Source organism: Streptomyces sp. PSU-S4-23, assembly GCF_055632315.1.
The window spans coordinates 8,342,355-8,355,887 of record NZ_JBVMUU010000002.1 but is presented as its reverse complement, the minus strand read 5'-3'; the positions used below and the strand labels follow the sequence as shown (position 1 = coordinate 8,355,887).

Here is a 13,533-nt window from a genome sequence, read left to right as displayed (position 1 = left end):
GCACGGTAAACAAAAATGCCGCCTTCTGTTACCGTGCGGGTATGTCAGCGAAGACGGCCGGTGCCCGGCTCGAGGAGCAGTGGCGGGACATCCTGGCCCTGCACGCGCGCACCATGTGCGAGATCGACCGTGTGCTGCACCCCCACGGGCTCGGCGCCAGCGACTTCGAGGTGCTCGACATCCTGGCCGCCGAGGCCCCCGCAGAGGGCGACCAGTGCCGGGTGCAGAACATCGCCGGGCGGGTCCATCTGAGCCAGAGCGCCCTGTCCCGGCTGATCGGCCGGCTGGAGAAGGACGGCCTGGTGCGGCGTTCCGTGTGCGAGGAGGACCGGCGCGGGGTGTGGGTCGCCCTGACCGGCAAGGGCCGCGAACTGCACACCCGCGTACTCCCGCTGCAACGCGAGGTCCTGTCCCGCACGCTGGTCGCGGAGCCCCCGCCGGCCTGAACCGCCCCGCGCCGGACAAGGGTCCGCCCACCGGACGGACCCTTCCGTGCTCACCCCTGCGGCCTGGCCAGCAGGGTGCGGACCCCCTCGGAGTCGAGGGTCAGCCCGTGGGGCGAGGCCGCGTCGATGGTGAGCAGCAGCTCATCGGTGGGCCACTGGGCGGCGAGCGCGCCGAGCGGCACGAGGCGATAGCGGGAGACGAACGGCAACAGGTCGGTCATCTCCGTCTCGGAGGTGAACACGGGCACCGCCTGCTCGCCGTCCGGCTGCTCCAGGACGGGCAGCGCCACGGCGTTCGGGTCGGTGGCGTCCTCCTCGGTCACGTCGTCCGGCACGGGCACCAGTACGTCGCTCCCGGCCAGCGTGTCCAGCGCCTCGGAGTCCTCGGCGTCCACCGCGAGGGTGGTGAGTGCCGCCTGAGCCGCGGTCGAGTGGCTGTCGTTCTTGGGTATGTCCATGGTCAGATCCCCAGGTCGTGGCGGACGGGCACACTCCGGAACCGGCGGCTCCGGGCAGGCTCCCGTCGCGTACCCGCCCGGGGCCGGGGCAATCATGCCGCCCGTACCGGATCTTTCCCCGGCCCGGAACCCGGCCGCCCGGAACCCGGCCGCCCGGACGCGGTCAGGCGATCAGGGGAATGCCGTCCGACGGCAGTCCGAGCCGGTCGCAGCCCACGCGGCGGTACAGCGGCTCCGCCATCGACGCCCCGACGTGCGTCCAGTACGTCGCCGCGTCGCGGAAGTAGCGCTGCATCCGGGCGCCGTCACGGGCGTGCCGGGAGCCGGCCGTGCGGAAGAGGATGCCCTGGAGCGCGTCCCAGGCCATGCGCCCCGCGGTCAGGAAGACCAGCGCCAGCCGGTTGTCCTCGGCGGTGGTGAAGGGGGCCTCCCCGGAGACGTTGCGCCGGCAGGTCTCCATCCAGTCCTCGGCGCACCGCTGCAGCGCCGCCTGGGCGGTGTGGACCGCTGCGAGCGCCTCGCCGAGGTGGCGCTGGTAGTCGGGCAGGTGGGCGCGGGTGCGCGCGGGGTCGGCCGCCAGGGGGCGCTCGGCGACGATGCGCGCGTATTCGTCGGCGGCCGCGTACGCCGTGCCGATCATGATGGCGGCGAGCTCCCCGTGGAAGAAACTGGGCGCCCGGCCCGCGTACATGGGGTTGCCGTGCAGCTTGGAGCCGGGTGTGCCGCCCTCGACGGGCAGATCGAGCAGGCTCGCCTCGCGTGTGAGGTACCCGGGCAGCCGCCCCTCCTCGATGCGGATGCTGTTGGACCCGCTGCCGCGCAGGCCGAGGACGCCGTGCCAGTCGTCGACCACGGTCCAGATCGCGCGGGGCGCGACGAACAGGACGAGCGGCCCGGGCGGGTCTCCGGGCTTCTCCGGAGCGCGCAGCGTCTGGCCGACGTAGTGCGTGGAGTACGGGGCGCCCGAGGAGTAGGGCCAGGTGCCGTCGAGGACGACGTGCCCGTCGCCGTCGGGCCGGGCCACACCGATCGGGAGCACCGTGGAGGCGGCTCTGAAGTCCCCGTCGGAGCCGAAGACCTCGTCCTGGGCCCGCTCGTCGAAGACGGAGGCGACCTGGAGGACGTGCGCGGCCGTCAGCGACAGCGCCCAGCCGGTGGAGGGGCAGCCGCGCGCGACCTCGGTGACCACGCGGTAGAAGGCGGGCAGCCCGCACTCGTAGCCGCCGTAGCGGCGTGGCTGGAGCATGCGGTAGAAGCCGGCCCGCAGGAACGCCTCGTGGGTGTCCTGGGGATAGTGCGTCAGCCGCTCGGTCTCCTCCTGGCGTTCGAGCAGACGGGGCCGCAGCGCCATCGCCCGCTCGATCAGTTCGCGTTCGGTGAGTTCCGGTTCGGGAACGGCAATCACGGTGGGTGCCTCCTGGGATGTGGGGCCGTCCGTGCGCGACAGAGATGATTGAACACGCCACCATGCCGTGGCGTACCCACCGGAAAGCGTCAAGTAGGCTCATCCGCCGGTCGGTTGAGCCGGATCTCCATGGTGGAGCCGGACGGCGGCACACTGGCCGGCACCGCCCCGCCGCGATACGCCCACGGCGGGCGGCGGCCCCGGGTACCCCCGGGGCCGCCGCCCGCCGTGTCCGCGAGTCAGGCGGTGCCGCGCTGCCTGCGGCGCAGGGTGAGGTACGTGCCCGTGGCGCCGGCCGCCACGAGGGCGCCCGCCGCGATGCCCACCGGGACACCGGGGAACGAGGAGGCGTCCGTGGCCGCCGCCGTGTTCTGCATCGCCGGGCCCGGGGTGATGCCGGTGGCCACGGCCTTCACCGGGCGCACCGGGCCGACCGACCTGACCGAGCCGTCCGCGTTCAGCAGGACCTGCCTGTTGTTGGGGTGCCGGAAGTCGAACATGCCCGACAGCGACCCGGCCGTGGCGTCGAAGGAGTGGTCACCGATCCGGCCCGTGTGCCAGTTGTCCTCGATGAAGCGGATGATCGAGGACTGGTCGGTCAGCGTGTGGTCGACCCTGTCGACCTTGCTGTACGGGGACACCACGAGCAGCGGCTGACGGGTGCCGGGCCCGCAGCGGTCCGCGTAACCGCCCGACGCCGCCGGGCCGGCCTGGCAGGCCGGGCTGTCGGTGGCCTTGCCGTTGGAGCCGAGCGAGGTGTCCGTGGAGCCGTTGCGCGGCGCGACGTAGGCGTGGTCGTACCAGCCGTCGGAGTCGTCGTAGGCGATGACGACGGCGGTGGACTTCCACTGCGGTGCGCTCTGGATCGCGTTGATCCGGTCGACGAGGAAGTGCTGCTCGTCGATCGGGTCGGAGTAGGCGGCGTGGCCGTCCTGGTACGCGGCGGCCTTCACGAAGCTGACGGCGGGGAGCTTGCCCGCCTTGAGCGCGGCGTCGAAGTCGGTCAGGTCGTAGTTGTGGTTGGCCTGGCCGGCGTGGCCGATCTCGTCGACGCTCCGCGGAGGCAGGTGGTGCGGGTTGGACGTCGACTTGTAGTACTGGAAGGGCGAGTGGTGCGGGCTGTAGTCCACGACCGAGGCCCCGCCGACGTTGGTGTGCGTGGTGTCGCACTTGGCGTAGTGGCCCTGCTCGCCGTCCCATGCGGCGGACGGGCGGAAGCCGCCCTGGAACCAACCCCAGCTGACGTTCCGGGCGTTCAGCACATCACCGATGTTGCGGCCCTGCATCGCCGCGAGGGCGTTGCTGCTGGTGTGGTCCTTGCCGGAGCAGTCGTCGTACGCCGGGTCCGGATCGTTGACGACCGTGCCGACACCCTGGGCGTCGGGGGACTTGACGGTGTACGGGTCGGGCGTCGAGGTCTGCTTGGGGTTCTCGGTGCCGGAGGCGGGGTCCGTGGAGACCACGCCGTGCGTCTGACCGGAGACCAGGTTGAGCGCGCCGGGCGTGGACGGGCCGTAGACCGAGCTGAAGGAGCGGTCGTTGAGGGAGTAGTGCTGGGCGTAGTTCCACAGCGCGGTGACGGTGTTGCCGTCGTAGTAGTCCATCACCAGGCCCGGCTCGCCGAACAGGCCGCCGCTGCACTTGCCGACCTCGGTGTTCTCCACGTACTTGTCGGCCTTGCCGCCGTCGGCGGCGTACTGCTCGGGCCCGTAGGAGTGGTTCTGGTCGCAGGTCATGGCCTGCGACGGGGCGAGCCGCTTGGGCGGGTACTGGTTCGGGTTCTTCGTGAGCAGCCCCGCGTGCGCGAGCGTGTCGATGTCCTTCGGGGTCCGCTTCGACGCCGTGAACGTGGTGCCGTCGCTGTTCGCCGCCTTGGGATAGGTCGCGAAGTAGTGGTCGAAGGAGATGTTCTCGCCGAAGAGGACGACCACGTGCTTGATCGGCGTGGCCGTCGAGGGATGGCCGTGGTGCTGCCCGAAGGACGCGGCGGCCCAGGTGGGCGTGTTGCCGCCGAGCACCGTGAGCGCGGCCGCGCCCACGAACGCCCCCACAGTCCGTATCGCCGCTCGTCTTCTTGTGCTGCCCATGCTGGTTACCCTCCGGACACGGATGTCTTGCGCGGTACGGATCAGGATGCTCCGCCGGGCGGTCGGCGCCCGGGCGGAGCCATGATGACCCCGCAGTGAACACCGGGTCAGGAAAGCGCGGCCAAAGCTTGACCGTGTATTGACCAACGAGGCGGGCGAGTTGTCCGGACAGGTTCAGCCGAGGAGGGCGCGTCCGTACCAGTCGGCGGCGTCCCGCACGCCGGGCAGGGCGAAGAAGTAGCCGCCGCCGAACGGCTTGATGTAGTCGGTGAGGGGCTCACCTGCCAGGCGACGCTGCACGGCCTCGAACTGACGGACCGGATCCTGCTGGTAGCAGCAGAACAGCAGGCCCATGTCGAGGTCGCCGTTGACGTCCGTGCCCCGGTCGTAGTTGTAGGCGCGGCGCAGGATCCGCTGGCCGGCGGTGTCCGCCGTGCGCGGGTTGGCCAGCCGTATGTGGCTGTCCAGCGGGATGACTTCGCCCTTGGGGTCGTCGGCGTAGTCCGGTGCGTCGTGCTCGGCGTCGCCGTCGAGGGGCGCGCCCGACTCGCGGGCCCGGCCGAAGATCCGCTCCTGTTCGCCGAGGGAGACCCGGTCCCAGAACTCCACGAGCATGCGGATCAGCCGCACGACCTGGTAGCTGCCCCCGACCGCCCAGTCCGGCTCGCCCGCGCCCCCGCCCACCCACACCAGGCGGTCCATCTCATGGGCGCTGGTGACGTCGGGGTTGGCCGTGCCGTCCTTGAATCCCATGAGATTGCGGGGGGTTCCGGAGGGCCGGGGCGGGCTGGTGAAGCCGTCGAGGCGCCAGCGGACCTGCAGTCCGCCGCGGGTGTGCCGGGCGATGTCGCGCAGTGCGTGCAGCACGATGTCCGGTTCCTCGGCGTGCAGGTGGAGGCTGAGGTCGCCGTGGCACCACCCGGGGCGCAGGTCGTCGTCGGGGAAGGTCGGCATGGCCGTGAGCCGGCGCGGGCGGTGCGCGGCGAGGCCGAAGCGGTCGTCGAAGAGCGCGGCGCCGACTCCGACGGTGACCGCGAGCGCACCGGACGGTACGCGGGCGCCCAGGACGCCGGAGTCGGCGGGCGGCCCGGTGATGCCGACGGGCTCGGGTGTTCCGCCCGAGGCCAGGAAGCGGGCGCGGGCCGTGAGGGTGCGCAGGAGGTCGGTGAGTTCCGCGCGGTTCTGGGCGGTCACGTCGAACGCGGTGAACGCGCTGACCCGGTGCGGCGCGGCGAGCACCGAACGCTGGTGGGGCCCGTGGAAGGGCACGGCGGCGGGCGCACCCGCGCCGTCCACCGCGCCCGGGGCGGCCGCTCCCCCCGCCACGAGCCCGGCCCCGGCCAGGGCCGCGCCGCGCAGGAAGCCGCGTCGGCCGACCCCGCCCGTTCCGCGCGCCGTCGTCATGCCGTCCTCCGCGGATCGCACAGCGTCGCCACCGGGGCAAGCCGCTCCACCAGGTCGCCGAGGACCGCGTCGAGTTGTTCGCGCCGGGCGCGCCGCAGGTGGTCGAGGGGCGTCCAGCGACCGCCGTGGCGGAAGCCGTCCAGGAGGCGCCGTGCCCGGGCCACCGCCCCGTCGAGGCGCGGCAGATCCGCGTACCGGGTGGTGAGCAGGGGACGCAGCCGGGACAGGACGGCGCGCGTGCCGTCGAGGTCGGCTCCGGCCGTCGCGAGGCTGCTGCCGCTGCCGTAGTCGGTGCGCCCGGTCAGCTCGGACCGCAGGGTGTCCTCCAGGATCTCGTGGGCCCGCAGCCCGAGTTGGGCCGGGTCCATGCGGGTCTGCGCCCAACTGCGGCGCAGCGCGGCGGCGTCCTTGAGGAGGGCGGCCGCCGGGGCGCGCAGGGAGTGGGCCGGCTCGCCGTGCCACAGCCCGTACTCGATGCGGTGGAAGCCCGTGAAGGACGGGTCGTGGACGCCGTGGGGCAGTCCCGCGTCCGTCCTGTCGATCCGCTCGCCGGCGTCGCCGAAGGCACCGTAGGCCGCGCCGAGCCGCTCGTAGGCGAGGTGCGCCGGCAGCCAGGCGGTACGGGCCCCTCTGAGGTCCCCGCGGTCGATCGCGTCCCGCAGCCGCGAGGTCCCCCGCACCACCTCGTCGAGGCCGCGGCCGACCCACGTCTGGTAGGCGATCGCCGGGGGGATCAGGTCGTGCTCGGTGACGGGGGCCGCCCCCGGGCCGCCGTGCCCCCGGGTGAGGCGCACGGTGGGCCCGACGACCGCGTCGGCGTCGTCGGGCACGCACTCGAAGGCGTACTCCCCCTTGCCGAGTCGTACCGTCAACTGCCGTGTCGTGCCGGGGGCCAGCCCCTCCACCTCGCCGTACACCAGCCGGCTGCCCGGGTCCTCCAGGTACACCTCGGCGGGCCCGTCGGAGGTGTTGTGCAGGTCGAAGACCTGCACCCCGGGGCCCGGCCTGTCCCAGCCGCGTCCACAGCGGCTCGGCGACACCTCGACGGTGGTGTGCGGAAGCCCGTCGCCTGCGGCCGCGCCGGCGCCGGTGCGGCCGCCGCCGAGGGCCGCGGCGAGCAGTGCCGCCACGAGCGCGGCGGCGAGGAGGAGTCCCCCGGCGGCCCAGAGTCGGGCCCGCCGTGATGTGCGGCCGGGAACCGGCATTCCTTCCGCGCCTCCCCCGGACGACGTGCGAACGTGCCGATCACGCCCGCGTGCCGGGCGCGATCACCTCATGCTAGACAGCCGCGCACGCCCGGACATCCCACACGGAGGGAGGGCACCGGGTTTTCCTCCGGGGTTCACCTCATGCTCACGGACGGCGGCGCCGGCCCGGGGTGCCGTCGCGGCCGGGGCACCGGGTCATCCGGCCCTCCCCTGGGCCAGGATCCATCGTCCGGCGGCCTCCGCCACCTCCTCCAGGGCACCGGGCTCCTGGAAGAGGTGGGTGGCACCCGGCACGACATGGAGCTCGTGCGGGGCCGAGAGCCTCGCGGCGGCCTCCCGGTTGAGGTCGAGGACCGTCTGGTCGCCGCCTCCCACGACGAGGAGGACCGGTGCCCGGACCCGGTCCAGGTCGTCGCCCGCCAGGTCCGGCCGCCCGCCCCGGGAGACGACCGCGCACACCCGGTCCCGCCGCTCCGCGGCCGCCACCAGTGCGGCGGCCGCCCCGGTGTCGGCCCCGAGCAGACCGACCGGGAGTCCCCCGGTCTCCGGCTGCTGCGCCAGCCAGTCGACGGCGGCGACCAGGCGTCCGCTCAGCAGCGGGATGTCGAAGCGGTGCTCGGCCGTCGCCGCGTCCTCGCGCTCCTCGCGCTCGGTGAGCAGGTCCATGAGCAAGGTGCCCAGTCCCGCCCGGTGCAGTTCCGCCGCGACCGCCCGGTTGCCCACACTGTGCCGGGAGCTGCCGCTGCCGTGTGCGAACACCACCACCGCAGGCACCCGGGCGGGCACGACCAGGTCGCCGGCGAGCACGGCGTGTTCCGCCGGGACCATCACCATCTCGGAGATCATCGCTCTCATCTCCCCGCGACTGTCATCTCCCCGCGGCTGTCGTCTCCCCGCGGCCCGGACGTCCCGACGTCCGGTCACTGCGGGTACCCGCGCCCGAACGGCCCACGCGCGCGACGGGCCAGAGGCCGCTCACACCGCCGGGTGGAGTTCCCGCAGCGCGTCGAGCACCTCCTGGTCGGAGACCGGTTCGAACTCCGCGTACCCCTCCCCCACGGACCTCAGACGAGGCGGCCGGCGCAGGCAGATCACCTCGTCGGCTTCGGCGCGCAGCGCGTCGGCGACGCCGGGGCCGCAGACCGGCACGGCCAGGACGAGGCGCCCGGGCTCCCGGTGCCGCAGATGGCGCAGGGCCGCACGTGCGGTGATGCCGGTGGTCAGCCCGTCGGCGACGAGCACCACGCTGCGCCCGCGGACCCGTGGAGCGGGTCGTCCGGCCCGGTAGAGCCCTTCGCGCCGGTGCAGTGCGGTCCGTTCCCCCGCCACCTCCGAGCCGAGCTTGTGCTCGTCCAGATGCATCGCCTCCAGACCCACCGGGTCGAACAGCGGCGGTTCCTCGCCGACGAGTGCCCCGATGCCGATCTCCGGGGCACCGGGCACCCCGATCGTGGAGACGACCAGCACGTCCAGCGGAACCTTCAGGGCCCGGGCGATCTCCGCCCCGACCGGAACGCCGCCGCGTGGCAGCGCGAGCACGATCACGTCGGCGAGATCGCCGCCGGCCGCCCGTTCCAGCAGCCTGGCGGCCAGCTCCCGGCCGGCCTGCCGGCGGTTGGGGAAACGCACAGCATCGCTCCCTTCTCCGGGGCCCGGCGCGGGCACGCGGGGCCACCGCGCGGAGGACGAACGGCGTCCCCGGCGTACGGGAATCCGGCCGCACCGGGTGCGCGGGCGGCGCCGTCCATGCCATCCGGACCCTGTCGATTCTCGCATCTTCCGGAACCGATCAGGAATCGAGAAGCGCCGATCACCGAGCCGCACATAGCCTGACCGCCACGGGCATCACCCTTGAGGAGAGAGCATGAGCATGGCCACGGGGACGGACACGCGGTCGTCTGCGCCGCACGCTGCGGACAGTCACGATCTGATCCGCGTGCACGGCGCGCGCGAGAACAACCTCAAGGACGTCAGCATCGAGATCCCCAAGCGCCGGCTGACGGTGTTCACCGGCGTCTCCGGCTCGGGCAAGAGCTCGCTGGTGTTCAACACGATCGCCGCGGAGTCGCAGCGGCTGATCAACGAGACCTACAGCGCGTTCGTACAGGGTTTCATGCCGACGCTGGCGCGGCCCGAGGTCGACGTCCTCGACGGGCTGACGACCGCGATCGTCGTCGACCAGCAGCGGCTCGGGGGCGACCCCCGCTCCACGGTCGGCACCGTCACCGACGCCAACGCGATGCTGCGCATCCTCTTCAGCCGGCTCGGGCGGCCGCACATCGGCTCGCCCAAGGCGTTCTCCTTCAATGTCGCCTCGATCAGCGGAGCGGGCGCGGTCACCGTGGAGCGCGGCGGACAGACGGTGAAGGAGCGCCGCAGCTTCCGCATCACCGGCGGCATGTGCCCGCGCTGCGAAGGCCGCGGCACGGTCTCCGACGTCGACCTCACCCAGCTCTACGACGACTCCAAGTCGCTCGCCGAGGGCGCGATGACCATCCCCGGCTACAAGTCGGGGGGCTGGAACCACCGGCTCTACAGCGAGTCGGGCCTCGTCGACCCGGACAAGCCGATCCGCGCGTACACCACGCAGGAGCTGCACGACTTCCTGCACCGCGAGCCGACGCGGATGAAGATCGCGGGCATCAACATGACCTACGAGGGGCTGATCCCGCGGATCCAGAAGTCGATGCTCTCCAAGGACCGGGAGTCGATGCAGCCGCACATCCGGGAGTTCGTGGACCGTGCGGTCACGTTCACCGCCTGTCCCGACTGCGGCGGCACCCGGCTGAGCGAGGGGGCCAGGTCGTCGAAGATCGAGGGCGTCAGCATCGCCGACGCCTGCGCGATGCAGATCAGCGACCTGGCCCAATGGGTCCGCGGCCTCGACGAGCCGTCGGTGGCGCCGCTGCTCGCGGCGCTGCAGCAGACGCTCGACTCGTTCACGGAGATCGGCCTCGGCTACCTCGCGCTCGCCCGGCCCTCGGGCACCCTGTCGGGCGGCGAGGCGCAGCGCGTCAAGATGATCCGCCATCTCGGCTCCTCGCTCACCGACGTCACCTACGTCTTCGACGAGCCCACCACGGGCCTGCACCCCCATGACATCCAGCGGATGAACGAGCTGCTGCTGCGGCTGCGGGACAAGGGCAACACGGTGCTCGTCGTGGAGCACAAGCCGGAGGTGATCGCGATCGCCGACCACGTCGTCGACCTGGGCCCCGGCGCCGGCACGGCGGGCGGCACCGTCTGCTTCGAGGGCACCGTCGAGGGGCTGCGGGCGGGCGGCACCCTCACCGGCCGCCACTTCGACGACCGGGCACGCCTGAAGGAGACGGTGCGCAAGCCCACCGGCGTGCTGGAGATCCACGGCGCGACGGCGAACAACCTGCGCGACGTCGACGTCGACATCCCGCTCGGGGTGCTCGCCGTCGTCACCGGCGTGGCCGGCTCCGGCAAGAGCTCGCTCGTGCACGGGTCGATCCCCGCCGGTGCGGGGGTGGTGTCGGTCGACCAGGGCACGATCCGCGGCTCCCGGCGGAGCAACCCGGCGACCTACACGGGACTGCTCGACCCGATCCGCAAGGCGTTCGCGAAGGCCAACGGCGTGAAGCCGGCGCTGTTCAGCTCCAACTCCGAGGGCGCCTGCCCCACCTGCAACGGCGCCGGCGTCGTCTACACCGACCTGGCGATGATGGCCGGTGTCGCCACCACCTGCGAGGACTGCGAGGGGAAGCGGTTCCAGGCAGCGGTGCTCCACCACCACCTCGGCGGCCGCGACATCAGCGAGGTGCTGGCGATGCCGGTGACCGAGGCCGAGGAGTTCTTCGGCGCCGGTGAGGCCCGCACACCGGCCGCGCACACGATCCTCGGCCGGCTCGCCGACGTCGGGCTCGGCTATCTCACCCTCGGCCAGCCGCTCACCACGCTGTCCGGCGGCGAGCGGCAGCGGCTCAAGCTGGCCACCCACATGGCCGAGAAGGGCGGCGTCTACGTCCTCGACGAGCCCACCGCCGGCCTGCACCTCGCCGACGTCGAGCAGTTGCTCGCCCTGCTGGACCGGCTCGTCGACTCCGGGAAGTCGGTCATCGTCGTCGAACACCACCAGGCGGTCATGGCGCACGCCGACTGGATCATCGACCTCGGCCCCGGTGCCGGCCACGACGGCGGCCGGATCGTCTTCGAGGGCACACCCGCCGACCTCGTCGCCGCACGCTCCACCCTCACCGGCGAGCACCTCGCGGCCTACGTCGGCGCCTGACCCCCGACGGCCCGGTCGAGGGTCCGGACCCCGTCGAGCCGCGCCGGGTCGCGTCGGCGGCGAGGCCCCGCCTGTTTGAGCGCGCGGCCCGGGGACACCCGTGCCAGGCTCGAAGGACCACCGAGGGTGGCTCGCCGTGCACAGGCGACGGTGGGAAGGCGGGCACGGAGCGAGGAGGTTCGGTCATGGCCCACGGCAGTGCTGCGGAAGCGGGCGGGGCGGCCGGGCACACCGAACCCCCGCCCCGCATGGGCTTCTTCACGGACACCTCCGTGTGCATCGGCTGCAAGGCGTGCGAAGTGGCGTGCAAAGAGTGGAACTCCGTGCCCGAGGACGGCCTCGAACTGACCGGCATGTCCTACGACAACACCCAGCGGCTCGGCGCGGACACCTGGCGGCACGTGGCCTTCATCGAGCAGCGCACGCCGCCGGACGGGCGGGAGCCGGACGCCGGCCGGCGGGACGTCGACGTGTTCGACGCCGCGCGGCGCCTGGGCGCCCCGCAGCCCTCCCCCGGCCCCGTCTCGCCGGTCGCGCCCGACGGACGCACCGAGCTGCGCTGGCTGATGGCCTCGGACGTCTGCAAGCACTGCACGCACGCGGCCTGCCTCGATGTGTGTCCCACCGGGTCGCTGTTCCGCACCGAGTTCGGCACGGTCGTCGTGCAGGAGGACATCTGCAACGGCTGCGGCTACTGCGTGCCCGCGTGCCCGTACGGCGTCATCGACCAGCGCCGCGGCGACGGGCGCGCCTGGAAGTGCACCTTGTGCTACGACCGGCTCGGCGTCGGCCTGGACCCGGCCTGCGCGAAGGCGTGTCCCACCGAGTCCATCCAGTTCGGCCCCCTGGAGGAGCTGCGGCGGCGGGCGGCGGCCCGCGTCGACCGGTTGCACGCGGCGGGCGTCACCGATGCCCGCCTGTACGGCGAGAGCCCCGACGACGGTGTCGGCGGCGACGGCGCGTTCTTCCTGCTGCTGGACGAGCCGGAGGTCTACGGTCTGCCGCCCGACCCGGTCGTCACCACCCGGGATCTGCCGGACATGTGGCGGCACGCGGCCGCGGCCGCCGCCGCGCTCGCCGCGATGGCCGTCGTCGGCTTCGCCGGGAGGCCGTGATGCCCGGTTCGGACGTCACCCGTGACGGGACGCAGGGGGCGCGGCCCGGGCGGGACGCCGTCACGGGGGCAGGCACCGGGCGCCGCCGGCGGCGCCGGGGACGCGGCGAGCAGCCCGTGGTGCCGGAGGCCCGCTTCTCCTCGTACTACGGCCGGCCGGTCCTGAACGAGCCGACCTGGCGGGCCCTGGACATCGCCGGCTACCTGTACCTCGGAGGGCTCGCCGGCGCGTCGTCCCTGCTGGCCGCCGGAGGCCAGGCGACCGGACGTCCGGTCCTGGCACGGACGGCGAAGCTGGGCGCGGCGGGAGCGATCTCCGTGTCGCTGGCCGCCCTCGTGCACGACCTCGGCCGCCCCGCCCGTTTCCTCAACATGCTCCGCATCCTGAAGCCGACCTCCCCGATGAACACGGGGTCGTGGCTGCTGGCCGGTTACGCCCCGCTCACGGTGGTGGCCGCCGCCACCGACGTCGCGGGCCGCCACCGCGTCGTCGGCGCCGCGGCCACGGCGGCCGGCGCCGTCCTCGGCCCGGCCGTCGCCACGTACACGGCCGTCCTGCTCTCCGACACCGCGGTGCCCACCTGGCACGACGGGTACCGGGAGATGCCGTTCGTCTTCGCGGGGTCCGCCGCGACCGCGGCGGCCGGACTGGCCCTGGCCGCAGCCCCGGTCGCGCAGGCGGGGCCCGCGCGCCGCATGGCGGTGCTGGGGGCCGGCCTCGAACTGGGCGCGTTCCAGGTGATGAAGCGACGCATGGGCCTGACGGCCGGGCCCTACGAGCAGGGCAGGCCGCACGCGCTGCTGCGCTGTGCGGAGGCGCTCACCGCGAGCGGCGCCGCGCTGACGGTGTTCGCGGGCCGGCGACGCAGCCGGCGTCTGGCGGCGGCGGCCGGCGCGGCCCTGCTGACGGGCTCCGCGGCGCTGCGGTTCGCCGTGTTCCACGCCGGAGTGGCCTCCGCGAAGGATCCGGGGTACACCGTCGTACCGCAGCGGGAGCGGCTGGAGGCCCGAGGCCGTTGAGGCGGGCGCGCACGACACCGGTTTCTCCGGCCGGGCGGCGGGTACTCCGGGCGGGGCAGAGGCGTCCGAGGATGCCGTGACCGCCCGGTCGCGGCACAATCTGCCGCAGGAGGACCGTGAGCGCCGGGCTCCGGGC

The 13,533-nt window shown here is 73.5% G+C and carries 11 protein-coding genes; 4 read left to right on the top strand and 7 right to left on the bottom strand.

All coding sequences use genetic code 11. From position 1 onward, the window contains the following. The first annotated feature begins 41 nt into the window (after positions 1-41). Entirely contained in the window at positions 42-446 is a 405-nt protein-coding gene (locus ACZ79I_RS37730) for a MarR family winged helix-turn-helix transcriptional regulator (protein ID WP_471503998.1), read from the top strand. A gap of 50 nt (positions 447-496) precedes the next feature. Here ACZ79I_RS37730 and ACZ79I_RS37725 read toward each other — a convergent pair whose 3' ends face one another. The 7 genes from ACZ79I_RS37725 to ACZ79I_RS37695 all read right to left on the bottom strand — a co-directional run bounded on the left by ACZ79I_RS37725 (position 497) and on the right by ACZ79I_RS37695 (position 8,637). Then, a complete protein-coding gene (locus tag ACZ79I_RS37725) occupies positions 497-904 on the bottom strand; it encodes an SseB family protein (protein ID WP_471503996.1) in 408 nt (135 codons plus the stop codon). A 163-nt stretch (positions 905-1,067) separates the two neighbouring features. Then, the gene (locus tag ACZ79I_RS37720; RefSeq protein WP_471503994.1) at positions 1,068-2,309 is read right to left on the bottom strand and encodes an acyl-CoA dehydrogenase family protein; all 1,242 of its coding nucleotides are present in this window, start codon (positions 2,307-2,309) and stop codon (positions 1,068-1,070) included. Positions 2,310-2,548: 239 nt separating this feature from the next. Beyond that, positions 2,549-4,396 carry a phospholipase C gene (locus ACZ79I_RS37715; protein ID WP_471503992.1) on the bottom strand — a complete coding sequence of 616 codons (1,848 nt, stop codon included), beginning with the start codon at positions 4,394-4,396 and terminating at the stop codon, positions 2,549-2,551. A gap of 174 nt (positions 4,397-4,570) precedes the next feature. Then, entirely contained in the window at positions 4,571-5,800 is a 1,230-nt protein-coding gene (gene efeB, locus ACZ79I_RS37710) for an iron uptake transporter deferrochelatase/peroxidase subunit (protein ID WP_471503990.1), read from the bottom strand. Beyond that, on the bottom strand, positions 5,797-7,005 hold the full coding sequence (locus ACZ79I_RS37705) for an EfeM/EfeO family lipoprotein (protein WP_471503988.1): 1,209 nt from the start codon (positions 7,003-7,005) through the stop codon (positions 5,797-5,799). Before ACZ79I_RS37705 ends, efeB begins: the two co-directional genes overlap by 4 nt. 198 nt (positions 7,006-7,203) lie before the next feature. Further along, positions 7,204-7,854, bottom strand: coding sequence for a dienelactone hydrolase family protein (locus tag ACZ79I_RS37700; protein WP_471503986.1), 651 nt, complete (start codon positions 7,852-7,854; stop codon positions 7,204-7,206). A 129-nt stretch (positions 7,855-7,983) separates the two neighbouring features. Continuing rightward, positions 7,984-8,637: a phosphoribosyltransferase gene (locus ACZ79I_RS37695; protein WP_471503984.1), complete on the bottom strand. Its 654-nt coding sequence runs from the start codon at positions 8,635-8,637 to the stop codon at positions 7,984-7,986. A gap of 235 nt (positions 8,638-8,872) precedes the next feature. Between ACZ79I_RS37695 and ACZ79I_RS37690 the strand changes: the two genes are divergently transcribed. The 3 genes from ACZ79I_RS37690 to nrfD all read left to right on the top strand — a co-directional run bounded on the left by ACZ79I_RS37690 (position 8,873) and on the right by nrfD (position 13,397). After that, entirely contained in the window at positions 8,873-11,263 is a 2,391-nt protein-coding gene (locus tag ACZ79I_RS37690; RefSeq protein ID WP_471503982.1) for an ATP-binding cassette domain-containing protein, read from the top strand. Positions 11,264-11,448: 185 nt separating this feature from the next. Beyond that, complete coding sequence (locus ACZ79I_RS37685) at positions 11,449-12,378, top strand: 4Fe-4S dicluster domain-containing protein (RefSeq protein WP_471503980.1); 930 nt, start codon at positions 11,449-11,451, stop codon at positions 12,376-12,378. After that, positions 12,378-13,397 (top strand): NrfD/PsrC family molybdoenzyme membrane anchor subunit, encoded by a 1,020-nt coding sequence (gene nrfD / locus ACZ79I_RS37680; protein ID WP_471503978.1) that lies wholly within the window; start codon positions 12,378-12,380, stop codon positions 13,395-13,397. Before ACZ79I_RS37685 ends, nrfD begins: the two co-directional genes overlap by 1 nt. The last annotated feature ends 136 nt before the right edge of the window (positions 13,398-13,533 follow it).